General features: G+C 52.8%; 19 protein-coding genes, 7 tRNA genes, 3 rRNA genes and 1 other RNA gene. 29 read left to right on the top strand and 1 reads right to left on the bottom strand.

Annotated elements, in window-relative coordinates:
* Window positions 1-94: 94 nt before the first annotated feature.
* The 5 genes from MKX63_RS03810 to argS all read left to right on the top strand — a co-directional run bounded on the left by MKX63_RS03810 (window position 95) and on the right by argS (window position 4,584).
* Window positions 95-952: a carbon-nitrogen hydrolase family protein gene (locus MKX63_RS03810; RefSeq protein ID WP_341015371.1), complete on the top strand. Its 858-nt coding sequence runs from the start codon at window positions 95-97 to the stop codon at window positions 950-952.
* 15 nt (window positions 953-967) lie between these two features.
* On the top strand, window positions 968-1,636 hold the full coding sequence (locus MKX63_RS03805) for a GNAT family N-acetyltransferase (RefSeq protein ID WP_341015369.1): 669 nt from the start codon (window positions 968-970) through the stop codon (window positions 1,634-1,636).
* A gap of 38 nt (window positions 1,637-1,674) precedes the next feature.
* Entirely contained in the window at window positions 1,675-2,343 is a 669-nt protein-coding gene (locus MKX63_RS03800; RefSeq protein WP_341015368.1) for a GNAT family N-acetyltransferase, read from the top strand.
* Window positions 2,344-2,458: 115 nt separating this feature from the next.
* Window positions 2,459-2,902: a DUF1934 domain-containing protein gene (locus MKX63_RS03795; RefSeq protein ID WP_341015367.1), complete on the top strand. Its 444-nt coding sequence runs from the start codon at window positions 2,459-2,461 to the stop codon at window positions 2,900-2,902.
* A complete protein-coding gene (gene argS, locus MKX63_RS03790) occupies window positions 2,899-4,584 on the top strand; it encodes an arginine--tRNA ligase (RefSeq protein ID WP_341015365.1) in 1,686 nt (561 codons plus the stop codon). Before MKX63_RS03795 ends, argS begins: the two co-directional genes overlap by 4 nt.
* A 371-nt stretch (window positions 4,585-4,955) precedes the next feature.
* Here argS and MKX63_RS03785 read toward each other — a convergent pair whose 3' ends face one another.
* Window positions 4,956-6,215, bottom strand: coding sequence for a S8 family peptidase (locus MKX63_RS03785; protein WP_341015364.1), 1,260 nt, complete (start codon window positions 6,213-6,215; stop codon window positions 4,956-4,958).
* A 444-nt stretch (window positions 6,216-6,659) separates the two neighbouring features.
* Here MKX63_RS03785 and rpoE point away from each other — a divergent pair, with 444 nt between their 5' ends.
* The 24 genes from rpoE (at window position 6,660) to MKX63_RS03665 (ending at window position 25,655) form a co-directional block, all read left to right on the top strand.
* Window positions 6,660-7,223, top strand: coding sequence for a DNA-directed RNA polymerase subunit delta (rpoE, locus tag MKX63_RS03780; protein WP_341015362.1), 564 nt, complete (start codon window positions 6,660-6,662; stop codon window positions 7,221-7,223).
* Between the two features lie 343 nt (window positions 7,224-7,566).
* A complete protein-coding gene (locus MKX63_RS03775; RefSeq protein WP_341015361.1) occupies window positions 7,567-9,174 on the top strand; it encodes a CTP synthase in 1,608 nt (535 codons plus the stop codon).
* A gap of 292 nt (window positions 9,175-9,466) precedes the next feature.
* Window positions 9,467-9,853: a response regulator gene (locus MKX63_RS03770; protein WP_036698896.1), complete on the top strand. Its 387-nt coding sequence runs from the start codon at window positions 9,467-9,469 to the stop codon at window positions 9,851-9,853.
* 205 nt (window positions 9,854-10,058) lie between these two features.
* Window positions 10,059-10,913, top strand: coding sequence for a class II fructose-1,6-bisphosphate aldolase (fba, locus tag MKX63_RS03765; RefSeq protein ID WP_341015360.1), 855 nt, complete (start codon window positions 10,059-10,061; stop codon window positions 10,911-10,913).
* Window positions 10,914-11,110: 197 nt separating this feature from the next.
* The gene (locus tag MKX63_RS03760) at window positions 11,111-12,364 is read left to right on the top strand and encodes a UDP-N-acetylglucosamine 1-carboxyvinyltransferase (protein ID WP_341015358.1); all 1,254 of its coding nucleotides are present in this window, start codon (window positions 11,111-11,113) and stop codon (window positions 12,362-12,364) included.
* Between the two features lie 147 nt (window positions 12,365-12,511).
* Window positions 12,512-13,870, top strand: a complete 1,359-nt coding sequence (rho, locus tag MKX63_RS03755) for a transcription termination factor Rho (protein ID WP_341015357.1) — start codon at window positions 12,512-12,514, stop codon at window positions 13,868-13,870.
* 25 nt (window positions 13,871-13,895) lie between these two features.
* Window positions 13,896-15,173 (top strand): radical SAM protein, encoded by a 1,278-nt coding sequence (locus MKX63_RS03750; protein WP_341015354.1) that lies wholly within the window; start codon window positions 13,896-13,898, stop codon window positions 15,171-15,173.
* Window positions 15,174-15,298: 125 nt separating this feature from the next.
* On the top strand, window positions 15,299-15,496 hold the full coding sequence (gene rpmE, locus MKX63_RS03745) for a 50S ribosomal protein L31 (protein WP_036724459.1): 198 nt from the start codon (window positions 15,299-15,301) through the stop codon (window positions 15,494-15,496).
* A 47-nt stretch (window positions 15,497-15,543) separates the two neighbouring features.
* Window positions 15,544-15,812, top strand: an RNA gene (gene ffs, locus MKX63_RS03740) — signal recognition particle sRNA large type.
* 214 nt (window positions 15,813-16,026) lie between these two features.
* Window positions 16,027-17,793 carry a DNA polymerase III subunit gamma/tau gene (dnaX, locus tag MKX63_RS03735; RefSeq protein WP_341015352.1) on the top strand — a complete coding sequence of 589 codons (1,767 nt, stop codon included), beginning with the start codon at window positions 16,027-16,029 and terminating at the stop codon, window positions 17,791-17,793.
* A 49-nt stretch (window positions 17,794-17,842) separates the two neighbouring features.
* Window positions 17,843-18,154 (top strand): YbaB/EbfC family nucleoid-associated protein, encoded by a 312-nt coding sequence (locus tag MKX63_RS03730; RefSeq protein WP_036698884.1) that lies wholly within the window; start codon window positions 17,843-17,845, stop codon window positions 18,152-18,154.
* A 36-nt stretch (window positions 18,155-18,190) separates the two neighbouring features.
* Window positions 18,191-18,790, top strand: a complete 600-nt coding sequence (recR, locus tag MKX63_RS03725) for a recombination mediator RecR (protein ID WP_036698882.1) — start codon at window positions 18,191-18,193, stop codon at window positions 18,788-18,790.
* Between the two features lie 204 nt (window positions 18,791-18,994).
* Window positions 18,995-19,261: a DUF2508 family protein gene (locus MKX63_RS03720; protein WP_341015350.1), complete on the top strand. Its 267-nt coding sequence runs from the start codon at window positions 18,995-18,997 to the stop codon at window positions 19,259-19,261.
* A gap of 28 nt (window positions 19,262-19,289) precedes the next feature.
* Entirely contained in the window at window positions 19,290-19,556 is a 267-nt protein-coding gene (locus tag MKX63_RS03715; protein WP_341015349.1) for a pro-sigmaK processing inhibitor BofA family protein, read from the top strand.
* A 306-nt stretch (window positions 19,557-19,862) separates the two neighbouring features.
* Window positions 19,863-21,423: ribosomal RNA gene (locus MKX63_RS03710) — 16S ribosomal RNA — on the top strand.
* 124 nt (window positions 21,424-21,547) lie between these two features.
* A 5S ribosomal RNA gene (gene rrf / locus MKX63_RS03705) occupies window positions 21,548-21,664 on the top strand.
* A gap of 47 nt (window positions 21,665-21,711) precedes the next feature.
* Window positions 21,712-21,788 (top strand) — tRNA-Ile (locus MKX63_RS03700).
* A gap of 95 nt (window positions 21,789-21,883) precedes the next feature.
* Window positions 21,884-21,959, top strand: a tRNA-Ala gene (locus MKX63_RS03695).
* A gap of 204 nt (window positions 21,960-22,163) precedes the next feature.
* Window positions 22,164-25,090: ribosomal RNA gene (locus tag MKX63_RS03690) — 23S ribosomal RNA — on the top strand.
* The 16S, 23S and 5S rRNA genes sit together here with 7 tRNA genes alongside, the layout of an rRNA operon.
* A gap of 81 nt (window positions 25,091-25,171) precedes the next feature.
* Window positions 25,172-25,263 (top strand) — tRNA-Ser (locus tag MKX63_RS03685).
* A gap of 24 nt (window positions 25,264-25,287) precedes the next feature.
* Window positions 25,288-25,364, top strand: a tRNA-Met gene (locus MKX63_RS03680).
* 9 nt (window positions 25,365-25,373) lie between these two features.
* Window positions 25,374-25,449 (top strand) — tRNA-Val (locus MKX63_RS03675).
* A 35-nt stretch (window positions 25,450-25,484) separates the two neighbouring features.
* Window positions 25,485-25,560: transfer RNA gene (locus MKX63_RS03670), tRNA-Thr, on the top strand.
* Window positions 25,561-25,577: 17 nt separating this feature from the next.
* Window positions 25,578-25,655 (top strand) — tRNA-Asp (locus MKX63_RS03665).

The raw sequence follows: 25,655 nt of genomic DNA, 5'->3' as shown, positions 1-25,655 counted from the left end.
CTCTGCGCCATGTGTGATTTTGTGAACGGTTATGGTAAAATTTTAGATACTTATGAGAATGCATGTAACTATCATGCCCGGGAGGACTGCCGCCATGGCTTTTCGCGTATCTGCTGTACAATATCATTTGCACACCATCTCTTCCTTCGAAGAGTTCGCTGCCGAGTGTGAGCACTATATCAAGACGGCCGGAGAGTACGGCGCTGAATTTATCCTCTTCCCTGAATTTCTTACGACACAGCTGATGTCGATCGGAGGCGGGAACGGGGAAGCGATGGGGATAGAGGATCTGCCGCAGTTCACCGACCGTTACCTGGAGATGTTCTCCGGGTACGCCAAGAAGTATGCCGTACATATTATTGGGGGGACTCATGTGCTGCGGCGCAGTGGCAAGCTGTATAATGTAGCCCATCTTTTTTACCCGGACGGAAGAATTGCCGAGCAGGCCAAGCTGCATATTACCCCTGCCGAGGTAGAGGGCTGGAATATGGGTGCGGGTGAGGAGCTTCAGGTATTCCAGACAGATCATGGAACCATTGCCATGCTGACCTGTTACGATATTGAATTTCCTGAGATTGTGCGCATGGCCCGGGCTAAGGGCGCAGATGTGATCTTCTGCCCCTCCTGCACGGATGACCGCCACGGCTTCCACCGGGTACGGTATACGAGCCATGCCCGGGCTATCGAGAATCAAGTCTACGTGGTGCTGACCGGGACTGTAGGCTCGCTGCCTACCGTTGACCTGATGAGGTCAAACTTCGGCCAGGCAGCGATAATTACACCCAATGACATTCCGTTCCCTCCGCAGGGTCTGCTGGCCGAAGGAGAGATTAACAATGATATGATCATCACCGCCGATCTGGATCTGGAGCTGCTATACCGCGTCCGGGAACACGGGTCTGTAACCACCTGGCGTGACCGCCGCACTGACCTGTACACCGACTGGAAGTAAGGGGGGAACTAGCGGATGTATTATAAGAAGTTCTACGCTCTGGACGGCCAGACACCGGTGCCTGCGGTGATCCGTTCCTATTCGGAAGCTGACTTTACCGAGCTGATTACGATCCAGTCCGAGGCGTTCCCGCCGCCTTATCCTGCGGAGCTGTGGTGGAACCGGGAGCAGCTGCTGAATCATGTGACACTTTTTCCGGAAGGGGCTTTATGTGTGGAAGTGGCCGGGGAGCTGGCCGGATCGGTTACCGGATTCCTGATGAATTTCGACCCGGAGGCGCCGATGCATCATCATACGTGGTCAGAGGTTACGGCAGACGGTTACCTTACTTCGCATCAGCCGGACGGGAATACGCTGTACATAGCGGATTTGTGTGTCCGTCCCAAATACCGCAAGCTGGGTCTGGGCAAGGAGTTGGTCCAGTCGTTATACCATGTCGTCGTGGAACTGAAGCTGGAGCGGCTGCTCGGAGCGGGCCGGATGCCGGGCTATCACAGGGTGGCCGGTCAGATGACAGCGGAAGAGTATCTGGCCGGGGTGGTCGCCGGAAGCTGGTCTGATCCGGTGATTACTTTTCTGCTGCGGTGCGGCCGGTCTCCGGTTAGTGTAGTCGCAGGTTATCTGGAGGACGAGGAATCAGGGAATTACGCAGCGCTGATGGAATGGCGGAATCCTTTTAAATAAATGAATACAGCCTATCACTTGGAGGAGATCCCTTGACTATGGAATATAGAAGAATTACAGATATTGCCGACCCGTTGTTCAGAGAGGTGCACCAGCTGCTGTCGGATGTATTTCCGCCTGAGGAAGTGCTGGAATACAGCCTGTGGAAGGAGCCGCTTGCCGATCCGGGAATACGCGTGTTCGCTGCGGTGCATGAAGGGAAGGTTGTAGGTACTACGGAATACCGGTATTATGCCGACTGGAATGTGGCGATGACCGATTTCACCATCATTGGCCGGGAAGGGCTGGGCATTGGCCGTTTTCTGGCGCGTCAACGCTTGAAGGACCTTGAGAAGCTGGCGGCTGAGAATCACACGGAACTGCTGGGGATGTTCGCTGAGATCTATGATCCGTACCGTGTGGGGTATGATTTTGGCGGAATTAAGCCGATGGACCCGTACGTCCGCCGTGAAGTTCTGTCACATTTAGGCTATAAAAGAATAGACATTCCCTATGTCCACCCTTCCTGGCAGGGGGATGGTGAGGCGGTGTCCGGTCTGGACCTTTGCTTCATGCCCGGAGATGAGGAGCTGGAGAGCATCGCGGCGCCGCTGGTGGCCGATTTCCTGACCCGTTATTACGCTGTGCTTGCGGACAAGCCGGAGACCTGGACATCGATGGTCAGCCAGCTTCGCGGCAGGGAGAGTGTGGCGTTATTGCCGCTGTGAGGGCCGGGGCAGATGAAAAAGCGATTGAATTGCCCTCCTGATCTGAATATAGTGTACAATGGGAAAGCGAATATGACCTCTATGATTACAAGTACGAATAAGCGGGGAACGTGTGATGACTGAAGGACCGCAAGGCAAATACGGCGTTTCGGTAACGCTGGAGAGTGTGCAGGGCACAGAGCGCAGTGTGGTGCATGCAGCAGGAGAGGCTATTGCCAAGGGGCAGTCGCTGTACATCATTTATGAAGAGCAGCAGACCGGACCCGAAGGCGCAGCGGCTGTGGTACGCAACACGCTGAAGATTTCAGAGGGCAGAATCAAGCTGATCCGCCATGGCGCTGTCCAGTCGGAGCAGTCCTTTGAGCCGGGGCAACCGCTGCCGGGATTCTATCGTTCGCTTTATACACAGTTCAATCTCACCACAGACACGAAGACACTGGACATCAAGCGCGAAGGAAGATCGCTTGCCGTTTCATGGGAATATGATCTCTACGTATACGGAGAAGTAACAGGACAGTTCGCTATAAGTTTGAATATACAGGAGGAACCACAATCATGACACAATCTTTAAATCCGCTCCAGCTTGCCCATGAACGGGTGAAGGAGGCCATCGCCGATGCGGTTGTAGCCGCAGGTCTGGTGTCCCGCGAAGAGCTGCCGGCCATTGTGCTGGAAGTGCCGAAGGACAAGGCCCATGGAGATATGGCTACGAATGCTGCTATGCAGCTGACCAAGATCGCTAAGCGTAACCCCCGGCAGATCGCCGAGGCTATTATCGGGCACCTGGATACAGGCCGCGCTTCTATTGAGAAGGCGGAGATTGCCGGACCGGGCTTCATCAACTTTACTTTGTCCAAAAGCTATCTCTACCCTGTGATTGCACTTGTGGCCGAGCAGGGTGACGGTTATGGCCGTGTGAACATAGGCCAGGGCAAGCGTGTAGAGATGGAGTTCGTCAGCGCGAACCCTACCGGCAGCCTTCATCTGGGACATGCCCGCGGCGCGGCCGTCGGCGATGCCCTGTGCAACGTGCTGGATTACGCCGGCTACAACGTGACCCGCGAGTACTACATTAACGATGCCGGGAACCAGGTCGCCAATCTGTGCAAATCCATCGAGACCCGTTACCTGCAGGAGCTGGGCCAGCCGGCCGAGATGCCGGAGGACGGTTATCATGGAGAGGATATCAAGGGCTTCGCCAAGGAGCTGGTGGCGGAGAAGGGAGATTCCCTGCTGGCTATGACACCGGGCGACCGGGCGGCATTCTTCCGTACCTACGGGCTTGCCAAGGAGCTCGACAAAATCAAACGCGACCTCAGCCGGTTCCGGGTCAACTTCGATATCTGGTTCAGTGAAACCTCCCTCTATGAGAACGGAGAAGTACTGCGTTCGCTGGATGAGCTCCGCGAGCGCGGAGAAGTCTATGAGAAGGAAGGCGCAACCTGGCTTGCGACTACCAAATACGGTGATGATAAAGACCGCGTGCTGATCAAGAACGATGGTACGTATACGTACCTCACACCGGATATCGCCTATCACAGCGATAAATACGGCCGCGGCTACGATACGATGATCAACATCTGGGGAGCCGACCACCACGGCTACATTCCACGGATGAAGGCGGCTATGGCGGCGCTCGGCAACGATCCCGAGAAGCTGGTAGTGCTGATCGCCCAGATGGTCAGCCTGTTCCAGGACGGCGAGAAGGTCAAGATGTCCAAGCGTACGGGCAAAGCCGTGACGATGGAAGACCTGATGGAGGAAGTCGGAATCGACGCGATCCGTTACTTCTTCACTATGCGCAGCATGGATTCACATCTGGACTTTGACATGGATCTGGCGATTTCGACATCCAATGAGAATCCTGTATTCTATGTACAGTACGCACATGCGCGGATTTGCAGCATATTCCGCCAAGCGGAGGAGCAAGGGATTGTAATGCCGGATGCTGACAAGATTGATTACAGCAAGCTGACTGCCGCACATGAATATGATCTTCTCCGCAAAATCGGTGAGCTGCCTGCGGAGATTACCGTTGCGGCCGAGGGCTATGCGCCGCACCGCCTGGTACGCTATGTATACGATCTGGCTTCGCTGTTCCACAGCTACTACAAGGCAGAGCGTGTAATCACTGAGGATGCCGCTCAGACGGTTGCCCGCCTTGCCCTGCTGGGCGCTGCACGGACGGCCATTGCCAACGTCCTGCGGCTGGTCGGTGTTACTGCACCGGACCGGATGTAACTATACTTGGAAAGCGCCGCCCCTGTTTTATGGGGGCGGCGTTTTTCTATTTCCCGCTGAAACGGTACCGTCCTTTACAGGGACAGCAAAGCCGTTTGCACAGGCGGCATAACAGGTTGACCGGAGATAGGTGGATTTTGTCCACCTGCTGATGAATGGATAAACCCTGCGGCAACAGCAGTTGGATAAATTACACCTATTACAGTACGTTTTACCCACCTTAGTGAATTCGAACAAAATTAGATGTCGATTATCCACTTGCTTGCCTCTATTACTCGAAAAGTAGCGAATTAAGATACATTATTCCATTTGTTTGTTTGAAGGAGCCGGTACCGTGCCTTACGCTCATGCCGCCGAGATTACGCTGGCCCTTAAGCCTTCACCATAGCCGCGGCCTTCGCCTCGCTGCTGCTTCCGCCGCTAGCGCCGCCGCTGCCACCGGCTCCGCTGCCGCCTGCGGCGCTGCTGGCGCTGCCGTTGCCGCGCCGGGCCCGGATGCCTACGCGCAGCAGCCGCAGCGCATCGACCGCGCCGCCGCCCAGCGACGAGCGGCGCTGGCCCTTGCGCAGCCGCACCGGCGAAGCTGTGCGGCGCAAGAGCAGCTTCAGCTCGCGGGGCGACAGCCCCGGCCGCAGCGCGAGCAGCAGGGCCGCGGCACCGGTGACATGGGAGGTCGCCATGGAGGTGCCGCTCATTTCCTTGTATCCCTCCCGCAGCCAGCAGGAGGGGATACCCTCGCCCGGGCCGTACACATCGATGTACGGTCCGCGGTTGCTGAAGGCTGCGACGCGCTGCCTTCTGTCAAGGGCGCCTACGGCAATAGTCTCCGGATAGCGCGCGGGGTAATCCCCGCCGCGCTTGCCGTCGTTGCCGGAGGAGGCGATGATGGCGATCCCGGCCCGGTAGGCCTTGATCACCACATCATGCAGGGCCTTGCTCCGGTTCCTCATCCCGAAGCTCATATTAATGATATCGATTTTGTTCTGTACGCACCAATCGATGCCAAGGACAATATCCGACACATAGGCGGAGCCGTTGTGGTCGAAGGCTTTGACCGGATAGAGCAGCGCCCGGGGGGCTACGCCCATCATGTTGCGTGCGCCCCCGGCTGCCGCCAGGGTGCCGGCAATATGCGTGCCGTGGCCGTTGTCATCCAGCGGCATCATGCCGCGGTTCAGCAGATTGACCCCGGAGGCCAGGGAATGCCTGAGATCAGGGTGGCGGAAATCAACGCCCGTATCGATGACGCCGATCTTCACATGCACGCCAGTAGATCTGGACCAGGCCTGCGGAGCGCGGATGGCTTTGATTCCCCAAGGCATCAGAGAGGAACCGCTTTTGTCCGCCAGGGGCGAGTGGACTTTAATCCGGTGGTCTTCTTCTATACAGAGGGAGTCCGCATAACGGTTCATCAGCCGCTCTGCTCCTGCGGCGGGCACGAAGAAAGCCCGGATCAGCGTAGAGACCTGAACCTGCCGCAGGCCGGGCTTCTTACTCTTCAGAGCTTTCCACTGTGATAATGCGCCGGCATACATGCGGGGATCGTTGAAGGTCACAATGTGCCGTGGTGCACTTTTGGAGGCAGCCTTCATTTCTTCAAGCAGCATCTGCCAAAATCCGTAATAATCCATAGGTTACGCCGTCCCCTCCTCGGTGCCGTGCTGCCATATTGTATGAAAGGGGGATGGCGTCCGAATGGGAACTTGCCCTTTTTTAACGAAATGGGCTGCCCATCGTGTCAAAAGGCTGGAGTTTACATAAAATAAACAGAGGGAACCGCAAGGCGCCCTGCAACATCCCGTAAGGAGCCGATCCTTGGCGTGGATACAGTCATGCGCGGAGGGGCAACCCCTCCGCCTTTTTGCAATGAAAAGTCCGTCTATGCTATCCCATGTATTGCCCAGTCCAGGCGGACAAGCCTTCTTCCTGCGGAAGGGCCGCGGATTCTGTTTCCCCGATCTTGCTGCAATAGACTTGCAATTTACCCGCAAATAGGTTTTACTTAGTTTTGTTAATGGATATCATGAACGAAGCATGATTTAATGTGAACAATGCGTGAGAGGAAGTGTCCTTTAGTGAGTACGCCACTCAATTTAAAGCTGGACCCTGAGAAAGTAAAAGAAATGCCGATGGTAGACCTGGCCTTCCTGGTGCTTAAGGCAGCCAATACGCCTTATTACTACCGTGATCTGATGGTGGAGGTTGCCAAGCTGCGCGGGTTGACCGATCAAGAGAGCCAAGATACGATCGCCCAGTTATATACCGAGATTAATATTGACGGACGTTTTGCCTGTGTCGGAACCAACCTGTGGGGCCTGAAGCGCTGGTACCCGCTTGAACGCTCCGATGACCCTGTCGGCAACACCAAGCGTGTGCGGATCATCAACGATGAAGACGACGATCTGGAAGATGACGACTTTACCGATGAAGAAGAGAATTATGCTGCTGAGGAAGAGGATTTCGATGCGATTGATGAAGATCGCGACGACCTCTATTCTGACGACGACAGCGAAGAGGAAGTTGACGAAGATGTGGTCATCGATGAAGACGACATTGACGAAGACGAATCCGATGATGAAGATTCCGAAGACGGCGAAGAAGACGATGCCGACGATGAGGACGACGAAGATAAATATTAGAACAGTCTTTGCAATGGCGCAATTCCTCCCTTGACAGGGGCGGGACGCTCAGAGTAAACTATTGCATGGGCTTATAATGAAAGTTAATATTGTTTTCTAAAATAAAAAGTGCCCCGGGTCTACGGGTGTCACTTTTTTGTTTTTTTACAAGATAAGAAGGAATAAGCTTCGCTTCATTTGTATGCCAAGAAGCTGCGGTTTTCCGCGATTTCCAGGCTGCCGGCCTTGAATTTTGGCGAGTGGAAGCAACTTTCGGGTTCCCCGGTTGGATGATGGAAAAAAGGGATACGATAAGAGGCATGCGTCCCCTGAATTTCTGGACTTTATTTAGGAGGGTTTTACAGTGACAAAGTATATTTTCGTAACGGGTGGCGTTGTGTCTTCCCTTGGCAAAGGCATTACCGCTGCTTCGCTGGGCAGACTGCTCAAGAACAGAGGTCTCAAGGTAACGATCCAGAAATTCGATCCTTACATTAACGTGGACCCGGGGACAATGAGTCCTTATCAGCACGGGGAAGTATTCGTAACCGATGACGGCGCGGAGACCGACCTCGACCTTGGGCATTACGAGCGCTTTATTGACATTAACCTGTCCAAGAACAGCAACGTAACCACAGGCAAAATCTATTCCTCGGTCATCAGCAAAGAACGCCGCGGGGAATATTTGGGAGGAACCGTGCAGGTTATCCCGCATATTACGAACGAAATCAAGGAACGTGTATTCCGTGCAGGCCGTGAGACCGGCTCCGATGTAGTCATTACCGAAATCGGCGGCACCGTGGGCGACATTGAGAGTCTGCCGTTCATGGAAGCTATCCGTCAGATCAAGAGCGACATTGGCCGGGAGAATGTTATGTACATTCACGTGACCCTGATCCCTTATATCAAAGCGGCCGGAGAAGTGAAAACAAAGCCGACCCAGCACAGTGTCAAGGAGCTGCGCAGCATCGGGATTCAGCCTAATGTGATCGTATGCCGTACCGAATATCCGCTTACCGACGATATGAAAGCCAAGCTGGCTCTGTTCTGTGATATCGATGCGAACGCTGTTGTGGAATGCCGCGATGCCTCGACGTTGTATGAGGTGCCGCTGAATCTGCGCAACGAAGGTCTGGATGAGATTGTCGTCAACCACTTGAAGCTGACTACCCCTGCGCCGGATATGCGTGAATGGGAGAGCATGCTGGAGCGGATTCAGAAGCTGGAGCGTACTGTTGAGATTGCTATCGTCGGCAAGTACGTGGCGCTGCATGATGCTTATCTGAGTGTGGTTGAATCGCTGTCCCATGCCGGATTTGCCTCCAATGCCGAAGTGAAGCTCCGGTGGGTCGATGCAGAGCTGGTGACCGATGAGAATGTGGACGAGCTGCTGGGCGGTATCGGCGGCATTCTGGTTCCAGGCGGCTTCGGCGACCGGGGAATCGAGGGTAAGATCTCGGCCATCCGCTATGCGCGGGAGCAGTCCATTCCGTTCTTCGGCATTTGCCTGGGCATGCAGGTGTCTGTCATCGAGTACGGCCGTTCTATGCTGGGACTGGCAGGAGCGAACAGCTCCGAGATTGATCCTGCGACTCCGCATCCGCTGATTGACCTTCTGCCAGAGCAGAAGGATGTCGAAGATATGGGCGGCACGATGCGCCTCGGCCTGTATCCTTGCAAGCTTTTGCCGGATTCCCTGGCTATGTCCTGCTATGACGATGAGCTGGTCTATGAGCGTCACCGTCACCGGTATGAGTTCAACAATGCTTACCGTGATGAGATGGAGAAGGCAGGTCTGGTTATTTCCGGAACCTCCCCTGACGGACGTCTGGTGGAGATTGTCGAGCTGCCGGGTCACCCGTGGTTCCTGTCCGTGCAATTCCACCCGGAATTCACCTCCCGTCCGAACCGTCCGCAGCCGCTGTTCCGTGAATTTGTCAAAGCCTCGCTTACACATTCCGAGCAAATGTAACTATAGAATGATTAGGCCAGACAGGCCTGTGGGAGCTCCCGGTAAGGGAGCTTCTTTTTTGAAAATACCTCCTTTGCACAATAGCTCCCGGAATGCAAGGGGACTGTATTCCCGCTTTTTCACCGAAATTCCTCCTTTATATGGCATAGATTTACGCATTTTAGCCAATTAGCAGGATTTTGGCTGCAAAGCACGAATAATAGGTTTCGTATAGACTAAGTTGAAGCGGGGCCGTTAGCTGTTGAGAGGGCGCGGTATGGACAATCTGCCTTAAACTCTGGGAGGGTATCGTATGGAAAAGAAGAAAGTGTTAATCGTCGACGATCAGAATGGAATCCGGATTCTTCTCATGGAAGTATTCAATAGTGAAGGTTATGCCACCTTTCAGGCAGCTAACGGGAAATTGGCGCTGGACATTGTCAGGAACGAATCGCCGGATATGGTTTTGCTGGATATGAAAATTCCGGGGATGGACGGACTCGAGATTCTCAAGCATCTGAAGGAGCTTAATCCGGCGATCAAGGTCATTATGATGACGGCCTACGGAGAACTGGACATGATTAAGGAAGCGACCAAGCTGGGAGCCCTGATGCATTTTACCAAGCCGTTCGATATTGATGAGATGCGCGTTGCCGTCAATATGCACCTGCACAACAAATCAGTAGACCAATGCAGCTAGCTTAGAAAAATAGAGTTTGGGGACATCCTGTTATGGATACGCTAAAAGAGAAAATGATCCGCCGATAAAGGGTTGGCTGAATATCGTCCCACCGGGACATTTTTTTGTGTATCCTATTTAGTATTTAACACAGGATGTGCTATAATAGGCCTGTATGTGATGTCGGCTTATATAAGCAACCCAATATTTTAGGAGGATTGAAACCATGCCATTAGTATCTATGACAGACATGTTGACCAAAGCACTTGAAGGAAAATATGCAGTTGGCCAGTTCAACATCAATAACCTGGAGTGGACACAAGCGATTCTTGGTGCAGCAGAAGAAGAGAAGTCACCGGTAATCCTTGGCGTATCCGAAGGCGCAGCCCGTCACATGGGCGGCTTTACCACAGTAGTTAAGATGGTTGAAGGTCTTATTCATGACATGAAAATCACCGTTCCTGTAGCCATCCACTTGGACCACGGTTCAAGCTTTGACAAATGTAAAGATGCTATCGATGCCGGCTTCACTTCCGTAATGATCGACGGCTCCCACCACCCAATCGACGAGAACATTGAAATGACTAAAAAAGTCGTTGACTATGCTCACGCTAAAGGTGTTTCTGTAGAAGCAGAAGTTGGTACTGTAGGCGGACAGGAAGATGACGTTATCGGCGGCATCCAATACGCTGACCTTAACGAATGCGTACGCATCGTAAAAGAAACAGGCATCGACACTCTGGCTCCTGCACTGGGTTCCGTACACGGTCCTTACCTGGGCGAGCCAAATCTTGGATTCAAGGAAATGGAAGAAATCCGCGATGCAGTTAACCTTCCGCTGGTACTTCACGGCGGTACTGGTATCCCGGTACATGACATTCAGAAGTCCATCTCCCTGGGTACTTCCAAGATCAACGTTAACACCGAGAACCAAATCGCGTTCGCTAAGGTTGTCCGCGAAGTTCTTGCTGCTAAGCCGGATGCTTACGATCCGCGTACATTCATCGCACCAGGCCGCGATGCTATCAAGCAGACTGTTATCGGCAAAATCCGCGAATTCGGATCCAACAACAAAGCCTAAGTATTACCCTGCCGCATAACGTTTTTCCGCACAAGCTATTTCGTTTTCCTCAGAAACGGGTGCCGTCCTTCAGGTAAGGACGGCGCAGCCGTTTCTTCTTCTAATCACCATTCACAAGCAGTCCTTATGTCACCTTAAGCCACAACTGGTATTGCCACAACATGCTGCAATACACGTAGGGGGAACCAGATAAATTTATGGAAAAATTAATGATTGGCGGCGGACGTCCGCTAGAGGGCGTTGTTACCATCAGCGGAGCAAAGAATAGCGCCATTGCGCTTATTCCTGCAGCAATTTTGGCGGAGTCTGAAGTTGTGCTGGATAATTTGCCTGCGCTTAGTGATGTTGCCGTTTACTCCGAAATTCTGGAGGAGCTTGGCGCGAGCGTGTCTTGGACAGGCAGCCAAATGAGAATTAATCCCTCCCGTATCGTATCCATTCCCATGCCTAACGGACCGGTGAAGAAGCTCCGGGCCTCTTATTATATGATGGGCGCACTCTTGGGCCGGTTTAAGGAAGCGACCATTGGATTACCCGGCGGCTGTAATTTTGAGCCCCGTCCGATTGACCAGCATATCAAAGGCTTTGAGGCGCTTGGTGCGACTGTTACCAATGACCATGGCTCGATTCACCTGTATGCCAAAGAACTGCGCGGTGCCAAGATCTATCTGGATGTATCCAGTGTAGGTGCCACCATTAACATTATGCTCGCGGCCTCCCGTGCCAAAGGCTCTACAATTATTGAAAATGCGGCTAAAGAGCCTGAGATTATAGATGTAGCTACCCTGCTCAACTCCATGGGCGCTGTTATTAAGGGCGCCGGTACCGAAACGATCCGGATTGAAGGCGTAAGTGAAATGCACGGCTGCCGCCATTCAATCATTCCTGACCGTATTCAGGCGGGAACGTACATGATTGCCGCTGCGGCTACGCGGGGCAATGTCTTAATTGATAACGTGATTCCCAAGCATCTGGAGGCGCTCACTGCCAAGCTGCTGGAAATGGGAGTAGACATAGAAGAACTGGATGAGAGCATCCGGGTGATCGGCAAGGCCAAGTACCAGCATGCGGATGTTAAGGCACTGATCTATCCCGGTTTCGCAACGGATCTGCAATCTCCAATGACGAGTATGCTGACTCAGGCTGAAGGCGTTAGCGTCCTGAGCGATTTTGTCTACAGCAACCGGTTCAAGCATGTTCCTGAATTGGTCCGCATGGGCGCTAAGATTCGTGTAGAAGGACGTTCCGCAATCATTGAAGGCGGTCCGCTGAATGCGGCCAAGGTGAAGGCTGCTGATCTCCGCGCAGGCGCAGCCTTGGTGATTGCCGGTCTTACTGTTGAAGAAGGTGTCACTGAAGTGACAGGTGTAGAGTATATTGACCGCGGTTATGACAACCTCGTAAGTAATCTTCGCAGTTTGGGAGCCGATGTCTGGCGCGAGAACGAATAAGGAAGAATACCCGGATTGGCAAGAGCAGAAATTGGCTGACTGAGTGCATATCTCCTTCCAATTCGGGTAATCCTATCCTAATAAGCTTTTTCATAGACTCATAGTTTAGAACTCATCATACACAAATTGAATAGGTGGTTATAGCACATGGATCTTCAAATTTCCGATCTGGAAGAAATGAAGCTTACCGATCTGTATAAGCTGGCCAAGAAATACCAGATCCCTTATTACGGAACGCTTAAGAAGCGGGAGTTAATCTTCGCTATTCTTAGAGCACAGGCAGAGCAGAGCGGCTTAATGTTTATGGAAGGCGTGCTTGAGATCCTGCCGGAAGGCTATGGCTTTCTTCGGCCGATTAACTACTTGCCGAGTGCAGAGGATATTTATATCTCCGCATCGCAGATCCGCAAGTTTGACCTTAGAAGCGGGGACCTGGTCTCCGGGAAATGCCGGACGCCCAAAGAGAACGAACGCTATTTCGGGCTCTTGCAGGTGAATGCCGTCAACGGCGAGAACCCGGCAACTGCAGCTGAACGGTTACATTTTCCGGCGCTTACGCCGCTTTATCCGCAAGATAAGCTGCCGCTCGAAACATCCCCAACCCATTTATCGACCCGTATCATGGATTTGCTTGCTCCTGTAGGTCTGGGGCAGCGCGGTTTGATTGTAGCACCTCCCAAAGCAGGGAAGACGCTCCTCCTCAAAGAAATTGCCAACAGTATCTCTACTAACAATCCCGAGATTGCACTGTTTGTTCTGCTGATCGATGAACGTCCCGAGGAAGTAACAGATATGCAGCGTTCGGTTAAAGGTGAGGTAGTGGCTTCGACATTTGACGAGCTGCCGGAGAATCATATCAAAGTTGCAGAGCTTGTACTCCAGCGTGCGCTGCGCCTCGTAGAGCACAAGAAGGATGTTGTCATTCTGCTGGACAGCATTACCCGTCTTGCCCGTGCCTATAATCTCGTGGTTCCGCCTTCCGGCCGCACACTTAGCGGAGGGATTGATCCTGCCGCGTTCCATCGTCCTAAGCGTTTCTTCGGCTCCGCACGTAACGTTGAGGAGGGCGGCAGCTTAACTATTCTTGCTACCGCACTGATTGATACCGGATCACGGATGGATGATATTATTTATGAGGAATTCAAGGGTACAGGGAACATGGAGCTCCATCTGGACCGTAAGCTGGCTGAACGCCGGATCTTCCCGGCAATTGATATCCGCCGTTCGGGTACGCGCCGTGAAGAAGTATTGCTTAGCAAGGAAGAGCTGGATACAATCTGGTCGATCCGTAAAAATATGAATGAATCCTATGACTTCGTAGAAGGATTCCTGAAGAAGCTGCGTGACAGCAAGACGAATGCTGAATTCCTGGCCTCCTTCGATGCTGCTGGAGGCAAGGATTCCCCGTCAGCAAGCGGTACGGCCAGCAAAGGCGGTACCTCGAACAGCGGCTCGTCCGCCCGCCGCACCACGCGTCCCAAAGCGCCTACTGTGCCGACTACCTGAGAATAGATAACAAGAGGAGAATAACATGTATTTGGTATATGCTGACGAACAAGGAAACGTATATGATCATCCCGAGCTGTATGGCCTGGCCCGCAGTGGCGATATGATCGTTGAGATACTGGAGGAAGAGCTGGTTCCGCTGCCTGAGGGGGCTACGCTGGTCGGGCTCCCGAGCACGCGGGCGATTGGGATGAATCCGGAGACCGGTGAGATGCTGCCCCTGCCGGCAGGTTCGCAGGCTGTCGGAGCCTTGCTGCCGCAGGGATACACCCGTCTGTGCCTTCCCGGCTACGTCAAGACAGACAAGACCTACAAGCTTCCGCTCTTCGGATATTCCGCTGTAGTATGGAAGGACGGCGGTTTCTATGTGGCGGCTGATCTTACTGATGATCCGGAGCAATGGAATCCGCTTAACTGCGACCGGGACGATGTGAAGACCGGTGTGGTTGAACTGACTGCCAAGTACCCGGAGAACCGTCTGTATAATCACTTGTCCAACTGCGCGCTGGAATATGAATGCTTAACCTCGTCCAACACCTTCCTCGGCCGCTGGGAAGGCGCTGTTCCGGTCTCATACTCCTGCAACGCCGGTTGCTTCGGTTGTATCTCTGAACAGCCCGATGACAGCGGGTTTGTGTCCCCGCAGACCCGGATGAACTTCCGTCCGGCCGTGAACGAAGTATCGCAAGTGATGCTGGAGCACCTGAAGACGCCGGAATCCATTGTCAGCTTTGGACAGGGCTGTGAAGGTGAGCCGTCTACGCAGGCGAAGCTGATTATTGAATCTATCCGTGAAGTCCGGTCCATTACCGATATGGGCTATATTAATATCAACACCAATGCCGGCTTAAGCGATCATATCCGCGGCATTGTCGATGCCGGTCTTGATCTGATGCGGGTTAGTACCATCAGCGCGCTGGATGACCATTATAACGCCTACTACAAGCCTCGCGGGTATACGCTGGCTAACGTAGAGAAGTCGCTGAAGTACGCTGCTTCACAAGGCGTATATACCTCCATTAACTATTTAATTTTCCCGGGGGTTACTGACCGCGAGGAAGAGATTGAAGCGATGGTGGAGTTTGTCAGACGTACAGATCTTAAGCTCATTCAGATGCGTAATCTCAATATTGACCCGGAGAGCTATCTGGAGCTTATTCCTCCTGCACGGGGCGAGATTCTTGGCATGAAGACCATGCTGGAGATCTTCCGTGAGGAGCTTCCGGAGGTTGTCATTGGTTCCTTCACCCATGTTCCCCCTGCTGAGTTAGCCCGTGCCAAACAACGCAGAGTACAGCTTTAGGCCTTAAATTTTTAAGAGAGGCTGGCCTATTGCAGAGCCTGGGCTTCACATGCTAGAATGTAGCTTGCGTAATCATATAACTCTAGGCCCGCATGAGGCTTAGGGCGTGAGAGGTGAGATTTTATATGCAAACAACCATTCAACCCAAGTACAATGTAACGAAGGTAACCTGCGCTTGCGGCAACACTTTTGAAGCCGGTTCGACAGTACAGGAGCTTCGTGTCGAAATTTGCTCAAGCTGTCACCCGTTCTTCACCGGTAAGCAGAAGTTCCTGGATGCCGGCGGACGTGTGGACAGATTCAAGAAGAAATACGGAGTCTAATATTGCATAGTTGATTTTTGCCTGTCCGTAAGCTATACTTATCTTCGCCGTGCTAGACGGGGAGGTAGCGGTGCCCTGTAACTCGCAATCCGCTGTAGCGAGGTTGAATTCCTGTTAGAGGTGCTGTCGATGTGAGGCCTTGGTTCCTATGGGCTGTGTTGACGGTTGGGTCCTCCGCAATGAGTGCTTGTGAACCTGGTCAGGTCCGGAAGGAAGCAGCCATAAGCGAGTTTGCTCTTGTGCCGGAGGGTGGCCTAGCCCGAGCAGTTTTGTAGGGTTACCGCTTGGATCGCAGCCATCAATAACAGGTGCACGGTTTAAATAAGGATGATGATAGCGTCTTTGCTACAAGCAAAGACGCTTTTTGTTTTTCTAGGTATGTTAGGTAATAAGATATTATTCCCGCTCTGGCTGTTATCCTTCCTTATCGGATGGTGAGTCGCTTCTGCTTGGTCAAAGACTTGGGAATATAGTATAATAAATTAGCGACAAATGCCGGAAAGCGGCAGCCTGAGAGAGGGTAATGCATAGTGGAACATATCGCGCTGTACCGTGCCTGGCGGCCGCAGTCGTTTCAAGATATGGTAGGACAGCAGCATATTATCCAGACGCTGCAGAATGCGATCCGTGAACAACGGGTTTCGCATGCCTATCTGTTCAGCGGACCGCGGGGGACCGGTAAGACGAGTGCGGCCAAGGTATTGGCCAAGGCAGTCAATTGCGAGCGGGGGCCGGGTCCTGAGCCCTGCAATGAGTGCCCGTCCTGTCTGCGAATTACAGCAGGCAACATCATGGATGTCCAGGAGATAGATGCGGCATCCAACCGGGGCGTTGAAGAGATTCGCGATCTGCGGGATAAGGTGAAATATGCACCTACCGAAGTACGCCGTAAAGTGTATATTATTGATGAAGTGCATATGCTGACAACAGAGGCATTTAATGCCCTGCTGAAGACGCTCGAAGAGCCTCCGCAGCATGTGATGTTTATACTGGCGACCACCGAGCCGCACAAGCTGCCGGCTACGATCATCTCGCGTTGCCAGCGGTTTGACTTCCGCCGGGTCTCGCTGGAGGAACAGACGGGCCGCCTGACTGAGATTTGCCGGAAGGAAGGCATTACAGCAGATGCAGATGCTCTCCAGTATATCGCCCGCCTGTCTGACGGCGGGATGCGGGATGCGCTTAGCATTCTGGATCAGATCTCTTCCTTCACTGACGGGAATGTGACCTATCAGCAGGTGCTGGGTATGACAGGCGGCATCCCCTCCGAGCAGTTCGCACGTCTGGCGAACGCTATTCTTGAGAGTGACATGGGGCAGCTGCTGGAGCTTGTGGAGCAGATGATGCATGAGGGTAAGAGCGCAGATAAATGCCTGGAGAATCTTCTGTATTATTTCCGTGACTTATTGATGATCAAGATGGTGCCTGGAGCAGATCAGCTAACTGACCGCGTGCTGAATCCGGCCGATTTCCGCGATATGGCTAAGGCCTTTACCCGCGACCGGTTATTCCTGATTGTGGAGACGCTCAGCCGTTATCTGGGAGAGATGAAGTATGCTACACATCCGCAGACTATATTCGAGGTAGCGCTGATGAAGCTGTGCAGCGGTCTGCAGGATGCTGGTCCGTCTGCAGGCGATCCGGCAGCGAGTTCGGCCGCACCTGCAGCCGTGAGTGGTTCTCCGCAGGTACAGTCCGGCGAGCTGGATCAGCTCAGACAGCAGATTGCCGCGCTGGAGAAGAAGCTGGAACAGGCTATTCAAGCCGGCGGGGTTGCCGGGGGCGGGCGTGAGCAGGCACCGCAGCGTACTGCCGCGCCAAGCGCTCCGCGCGTATCCTCAGCCTCTAAGCTTCCTCCGCAGCTGGATAAGTTTATTGCGGGTAAGGACAGTCCTGATTTTAGTATGGTCTTCAAGCAGTGGAGTCTTGTTCTTCAGGGTGTGAAGGAAGAGAAGGTCACGGTACATGCGTGGTTTGTGGACGGTGAGCCGGTGGCGGTGATGGAAGATGCCGTACTGGTTGCCTTCAAGAATACCATTCACCGTGATACCACAGAGAAGCCTGCGAACCGTCAGGTCATCGAGAATGTAATGAATGCCAAGCTGGGTAAGCCGTACCGGCTGGTTACTATGATGATGCGCGACTGGAATGAAGCGGCGACCAAATCTGCGGCTTCGGCCGGAACAGAGGAGCTGCGTCTGGAGCATGAGCACGAGAGCGGCGAAGGCAAGTCCGAACCATGGATTGATGAGGCGATCCAGCTCTTTGGAGAAGACCTTGTTGTCATAAAAGAATAAGGATTCAGTTATCAGCGCAGAAGTGCGCATCCCAAAGGAGAGATGAAGTATGAATAATATGAACCAAATGATGAAGCAGGTTAAGAAGATGCAGGAGCAGATGCTCAAAGCCCAGGAAGAGCTGGGCAGCAAGACAATTGAAGGTTCTTCCGGCGGCGGTGTGGTTACCGTTCAGGTGAACGGACACAAGAAATTGCTGTCCATTCAGATCAAACCGGAGGTAGTTGATCCGGAGGATATCGAAATGCTGCAGGATCTGGTGATCACTGCTGTTAATGATGCTCTTACCCAGGCAGAAGAGTTGGCGAACAACGATATGGGTAAATTCACAGGCGGAATGAAGATTCCTGGCTTGTTCTAGGCTTACTCCACTCCCTGCCAAAGGAGAACCGATACTTTGTATTATCCAGAACCGCTAGCCAAGCTGATAGAAGCTTTTACACGTTTGCCCGGGATTGGCCCGAAGACAGCTGCCCGGCTGGCCTTTCATGTGCTTAACATGAAGGAGGATGAGGTGATTGATTTCGCCAAAGCCCTTGTCAGCGTCAAGCGTAATCTTCATTACTGCTCGGTTTGCTGTAACATAACGGATACCGACCCGTGCCGGATCTGTCAGGACAAAACCCGCGATGCCTCGGTAATCTGTGTGGTTCAGGACTCGAAGGATCTGGTGGCTATCGAACGAACCAAGGAATTTGACGGCTATTATCATGTGCTCCAGGGTGCAATCTCGCCGATGGAAGGCATAGGGCCGGACGATATAAGGCTGAAGGAGCTGCTGACCAGACTCAGCGATGAGCGGGTGAAGGAGCTGATTATGGCGACCAACCCCAACATTGAAGGGGAAGCCACCGCCATGTATATCTCGCGTCTTGTCCGTCCCTTTGAGATCAAGATCACCAGGATAGCCCATGGCTTGCCTGTAGGCGGCGATCTTGAGTATGCGGACGAGGTAACCCTGTCGAAGGCGCTGGAAGGCCGTCGTGAGCTGTTCTGAGTGTTGTGCTGTTGTATTATAAGTGTAGGGAGCCCTCGGGCTCCTTTTTTAATTTCGGAAGAACCACTGATACGCTGCTAAAAGTTCTGCTAAGACCCCTCTCCCGGTTCTAAGTTTGTCCCTATTCCGATATGTATGAGATTAACGGGTGTGAATCACCGCGGTTGTACCTGCAATTATTCATATAACATAGGAGGGATTGCAATGGGATGGTGGAGTACCAAGTGGCTGAGCGGGAATGCGGATAAGGCAAAGGCGGTGGAGACGGAAGAGGAATGGGGCACGGTGTACCAGGAGGTGCGCAAAGCGCAGTCTGAGTGGGAGCGTGCTTACCTGATGTTTGATGAGGCTCTGGGCCAGGATCAGATTGACTATGCGATCTATATCCTGGAGGCGGCTGAGCGTAAATATCAGATACATCTTAAGGATGCCAAGCGGCTGGGGCTTAACCGGAGCCAACTGCAAGTATGAACAGACTGAGTAAGCGAGGAGGAGAACAATGCTAAGAACTGTTGCAATGGGTGTGCTGATTATTTCTGCAGCGCTGCTGGTCCTGATTGTATTTAGGAAAAGATTGGGGTGGGCCTGGCTGAGTGTATTTGGAACCCATCTTATATTGGCGGCGCTTGGAATTTATATCATTAATTTCTCAGGAGTTGTAAGTGATTTGCACATTCCGCTTAATCCTACAACCATAGGTGCTGTAACCATTCTTGGGCTGCCGGGAGTGGCGCTGTTATTAGGTTTAAAATTAACTTTGTTTTAGAGGTTGACGAAGGCTCCTGATTCATGATACATTAAGTCTCGGCCCTTTGGACAGGAGATCTTCGGATCACTTGCTGGAAGCTAAAGCGAAAAAAGAAATTAAAAAAACGCTTGACTGAAACAAGGGTGCTGTGATATATTATAAAGGTCGCTGCTGAGACAAACATCAACGACAAAAGATGAGACATTGATCTTTGAAAACTGAACAACGAGTGAGTGGGAGATCACTTCGGTGATATCCAAAATTAGAGAATGTAACAATTCTCGTCAGATGTTTCAAAATGAGCAATCGCTCTTTCTAAATACCAATTTGGAGAGTTTGATCCTGGCTCAGGACGAACGCTGGCGGCGTGCCTAATACATGCAAGTCGAGCGGAGTCTGAGAGGAAGCTTGCTTCCTTTCAGACTTAGCGGCGGACGGGTGAGTAACACGTAGGCAACCTGCCCTCAAGGCTGGGATAACTACCGGAAACGGTAGCTAATACCGGATAATTTCTTTCTTCTCCTGAGGAGAGAATGAAAGGCGGAGCAATCTGCTGCTTGGGGATGGGCCTGCGGCGCATTAGCTAGTTGGTGGGGTAACGGCCCACCAAGGCGACGATGCGTAGCCGACCTGAGAGGGTGAACGGCCACACTGGGACTGAGACACGGCCCAGACTCCTACGGGAGGCAGCAGTAGGGAATCTTCCGCAATGGGCGCAAGCCTGACGGAGCAACGCCGCGTGAGTGATGAAGGTTTTCGGATCGTAAAGCTCTGTTGCCAGGGAAGAACGTCCGGTAGAGTAACTGCTGCCGGAGTGACGGTACCTGAGAAGAAAGCCCCGGCTAACTACGTGCCAGCAGCCGCGGTAATACGTAGGGGGCAAGCGTTGTCCGGAATTATTGGGCGTAAAGCGCGCGCAGGCGGTTATTTAAGTCTGGTGTTTAAACCTTGGGCTCAACCTGAGGTCGCACTGGAAACTGGGTGACTTGAGTACAGAAGAGGAAAGTGGAATTCCACGTGTAGCGGTGAAATGCGTAGATATGTGGAGGAACACCAGTGGCGAAGGCGACTTTCTGGGCTGTAACTGACGCTGAGGCGCGAAAGCGTGGGGAGCAAACAGGATTAGATACCCTGGTAGTCCACGCCGTAAACGATGAGTGCTAGGTGTTAGGGGTTTCGATACCCTTGGTGCCGAAGTTAACACAGTAAGCACTCCGCCTGGGGAGTACGGTCGCAAGACTGAAACTCAAAGGAATTGACGGGGACCCGCACAAGCAGTGGAGTATGTGGTTTAATTCGAAGCAACGCGAAGAACCTTACCAGGTCTTGACATCCAACTAACGAAGCAGAGATGCATCAGGTGCCCTTCGGGGAAAGTTGAGACAGGTGGTGCATGGTTGTCGTCAGCTCGTGTCGTGAGATGTTGGGTTAAGTCCCGCAACGAGCGCAACCCTTGACTTTAGTTGCCAGCAGGTTGAGCTGGGCACTCTAGAGTGACTGCCGGTGACAAACCGGAGGAAGGTGGGGATGACGTCAAATCATCATGCCCCTTATGACCTGGGCTACACACGTACTACAATGGCCGGTACAACGGGAAGCGAAGCCGCGAGGTGGAGCCAATCCCAGCAAAGCCGGTCTCAGTTCGGATTGCAGGCTGCAACTCGCCTGCATGAAGTCGGAATTGCTAGTAATCGCGGATCAGCATGCCGCGGTGAATACGTTCCCGGGTCTTGTACACACCGCCCGTCACACCACGAGAGTTTACAACACCCGAAGTCGGTGGGGTAACCCGCAAGGGAGCCAGCCGCCGAAGGTGGGGTAGATGATTGGGGTGAAGTCGTAACAAGGTAGCCGTATCGGAAGGTGCGGCTGGATCACCTCCTTTCTATGGAGAATCGTTTCCTGCAACGGAAACATTCAAATCGGAAGCTCAGCTTCCACAATAGAACCTTCGGGTTCGGACACTCACTCGTGTTCAGTTTTGAAAGAGCAAGTCTCTTTCGTATGCGTTTGGTGGCGATAGCGGAGGGGTTCCACACGTACCCATCCCGAACACGACCGTTAAGCCCTCCAGCGCCGATGGTACTTGGACCGAAGGGTCCTGGGAGAGTAGGACGCCGCCAAGCGAACAATCAATTCATTGATTGCTTCACTACTGTAAGTTTTGTTATATGGGCTTTTAGCTCAGTTGGTTAGAGCGCACCTCTGATAAGGGTGAGGTCGGTGGTTCGAGTCCACCAAGGCCCACCATATAACAATTTGGAATTGAATAGCAAGTACCGGGGTCCCCGAAAAGTAATCGGAATTAACCTCGAAGCTGCACCTCACTTTTTGGGGTATTATATGGGGCCATAGCTCAGCTGGGAGAGCGCCTGCCTTGCAAGCAGGAGGTCAGCGGTTCGATCCCGCTTGGCTCCACCAAAACTTCTTTACAAAAGTATATGCACATTGTCTGTTATTCCGAACATCACAGTCGTGAATGTTTCATAATAACAGCATCTTGATCCTTGAAAACTGGATACCGAAACGAATTTGCGTTTTAGAACATTCCTTTAAGCTGAACTTGTGTAAACAAGTTTCAATATTTTAGTGATGCTAAGTGATTTTCCTAACGGAAAACACATTGGTTAAGCTACTAAGAGCACACGGAGGATGCCTAGGCGCCAGGAGCCGACGAAGGACGTGGCGAACAACGAAACTGCCTCGGGGAGCTGTAAGCAAGCTTTGATCCGGGGGTGTCCGAATGGGGAAACCCAGCTGTGGTAATTCGCAGTTACTCGTATCTGAATACATAGGATACGCAGAGGCAGACCAGGGGAACTGAAACATCTAAGTACCCTGAGGAAGAGAAAACAATAGTGATTCCGTCAGTAGCGGCGAGCGAACGCGGAACAGCCTAAACCAAGGGGCTTGCCTCTTGGGGTTGTGGGACGTCTCACATGGAGTTACAAAGGAATAGGGTAGGCGAAGAGGTCTGGAAAGGCCCGCGATAGAGGTAAAAGCCCTGTAGCCGAAATGGTATTCTCTCCGAGACGGATCCCGAGTAGTGCGGGGCACGTGAAACCCCGTATGAATCCAGCAGGACCATCTGCTAAGGCTAAATACTACCTGGCGACCGATAGTGAAACAGTACCGTGAGGGAAAGGTGAAAAGCACCCCGGAAGGGGAGTGAAATAGAACCTGAAACCGTGTGCTTACAAAAAGTCAGAGTCCTCTTTATGGATGATGGCGTGCCTTTTGTAGAATGAACCGGCGAGTTACGTTTAACATGCAAGGTTAAGGTGAGAAGCCGGAGCCGCAGCGAAAGCGAGTCTGAATAGGGCGACTAAGTATGTGGACGTAGACCCGAAACCGTGTGATCTACCCCTGTCCAGGGTGAAGGTGCGGTAACACGCACTGGAGGCCCGAACCCACGCATGTTGAAAAATGCGGGGATGAGGTGGGGGTAGCGGAGAAATTCCAATCGAACTCGGAGATAGCTGGTTCTCCCCGAAATAGCTTTAGGGCTAGCCTCGGTGAATGGAGTGGTGGAGGTAGAGCACTGATTGGGTGCGGGGCCCGCAAGGGTTACCAAGCTCAGTCAAACTCCGAATGCCATTTACTTCTTGCCGGGAGTCAGACAGTGAGTGCTAAGATCCATTGTCAAAAGGGAAACAGCCCAGACCATCAGCTAAGGTCCCCAAGTGTGTGTTAAGTGGGAAAGGATGTGGAGTTGCACAGACAACCAGGATGTTGGCTTAGAAGCAGCCACCATTGAAAGAGTGCGTAATAGCTCACTGGTCGAGTGACTCTGCGCCGAAAATGTAACGGGGCTAAACACACCACCGAAGCTATGGCTAGATACTTTGTATCTGGGGTAGGGGAGCGTTGTGTAGGGGTTGAAGGTGTACCGTAAGGAGCGCTGGACACTACACAAGTGAGAATGCCGGTATGAGTAACGAAAAGATCAGTGAGAATCTGATCCGCCGAAAGCCCAAGGTTTCCTGAGGAAGGCTCGTCCGCTCAGGGTAAGTCGGGACCTAAGGCGAGGCCGACAGGCGTAGTCGAAGGACAACAGTTTGAAATTACTGTACCACCGTAATCCGCTATGAGCGATGGGGTGACGCAGGAGGGTAGTGACGCGGACTGATGGATGTCCGTCTAAGCAGTGAGGCTGGTGTGCAGGCAAATCCGCACACCGTGAAGGCTGGGCTGTGATGGGGAGCGAAAATTACAGTAGCGAAGGTCATGATCTCACACTGCCAAGAAAAGCCTCTAGTCAGGAGAAGGTGCCCGTACCGCAAACCGACACAGGTAGGCGAGAAGAGAATTCTAAGGCGCGCGGAAGAACTCTCGTTAAGGAACTCGGCAAAATGACCCCGTAACTTCGGGAGAAGGGGTGCCTCGGTAGGGTGAATAGCCCGAGGGGGCCGCAGTGAAAAGGCCCAAGCGACTGTTTAGCAAAAACACAGGTCTGTGCGAAGCCGTAAGGCGAAGTATACGGGCTGACGCCTGCCCGGTGCTGGAAGGTTAAGGGGAGCGGTTAGGAGCAATCCGAAGCTGTGAACCGAAGCCCCAGTAAACGGCGGCCGTAACTATAACGGTCCTAAGGTAGCGAAATTCCTTGTCAGGTAAATTCTGACCCGCACGAATGGCGTAACGACTTGGGCGCTGTCTCAACGAGAGATCCGGTGAAATTTTAATACCTGTGAAGATGCAGGTTACCCGCGACAAGACGGAAAGACCCCATGGAGCTTTACTGCAGCTTGATATTGAATTTGGGTACGATCTGTACAGGATAGGTGGGAGCCGTTGAAGCAGGAGCGCAAGCTTCTGTGGAGGCGCCGTTGGGATACCACCCTGATCGTATCTAGGTTCTAACCTAGTACCGTAACCCGGTACGGGGACCGTGTCAGGCGGGCAGTTTGACTGGGGCGGTCGCCTCCTAAAGAGTAACGGAGGCGTTCAAAGGTTCCCTCAGAATGGTTGGAAATCATTCGCAGAGTGCAAAGGCATAAGGGAGCTTGACTGCGAGACCTACAAGTCGAGCAGGGACGAAAGTCGGACTTAGTGATCCGGTGGTACCGCATGGAAGGGCCATCGCTCAACGGATAAAAGCTACCCTGGGGATAACAGGCTTATCTCCCCCAAGAGTCCACATCGACGGGGAGGTTTGGCACCTCGATGTCGGCTCATCGCATCCTGGGGCTGAAGTAGGTCCCAAGGGTTGGGCTGTTCGCCCATTAAAGCGGTACGCGAGCTGGGTTCAGAACGTCGTGAGACAGTTCGGTCCCTATCTGTCGTGGGCGCAGGAAATTTGAGAGGAGCTGTCCTTAGTACGAGAGGACCGGGATGGACGTACCGCTGGTGCATCAGTTGTTCCGCCAGGAGCATGGCTGAGTAGCTACGTACGGACGGGATAAGCGCTGAAAGCATCTAAGCGTGAAGCCCCCCTCAAGATGAGATTTCCCAACATGTAAGACCCCTTGAAGACGACGAGGTAGATAGGTTGGAGGTGGAAGTGCAGCAATGCATGGAGCTGACCAATACTAATCGGTCGAGGGCTTATCCAAATTTCGATCACGCAGATTCGTTTCGGATTCAGTTTTCAGGAATCAATTTCCTGTGCGGATTTACATGGCTACCATTAATTTGGAGAGATACCCAAGTGGCTATAAGGGGACCCTCTGCTAAGGGGTTAGACTGCGTAAGCGGTGCGAGGGTTCGAATCCCTCTCTCTCCGCCATTATAAATCCAATACTTGTAGTGTGGCGGCGTAGCTCAGCTGGCTAGAGCGTACGGTTCATACCCGTGAGGTCGGGGGTTCGATCCCCTCTGCCGCTACCATACATACCCGGAGGCTTAGCTCAGCTGGGAGAGCATCTGCCTTACAAGCAGAGGGTCGGGGGTTCGAACCCCTCAGCCTCCACCATTTTTATTTTTGGAAGTTCAAATACCTTACACCGTGCCGGTGTAGCTCAACTGGTAGAGCAACTGACTTGTAATCAGTAGGTTGGGGGTTCAAGTCCTCTCGCCGGCACCATTTTTACAACTAATTGTGGAACCGTGGTGTAGTTGGCCTAACATGCCTGCCTGTCACGCAGGAGATCGCGGGTTCGAATCCCGTCGGTTCCGCCA

Source organism: Paenibacillus sp. FSL R7-0179 (genome assembly GCF_038002265.1).
Taxonomy (GTDB): Bacteria; Bacillota; Bacilli; order Paenibacillales; family Paenibacillaceae; genus Paenibacillus_AQ.
The sequence above is the reverse complement of the archived record's forward strand: the minus strand, read 5'-3'. Positions and strand labels throughout refer to the sequence as shown.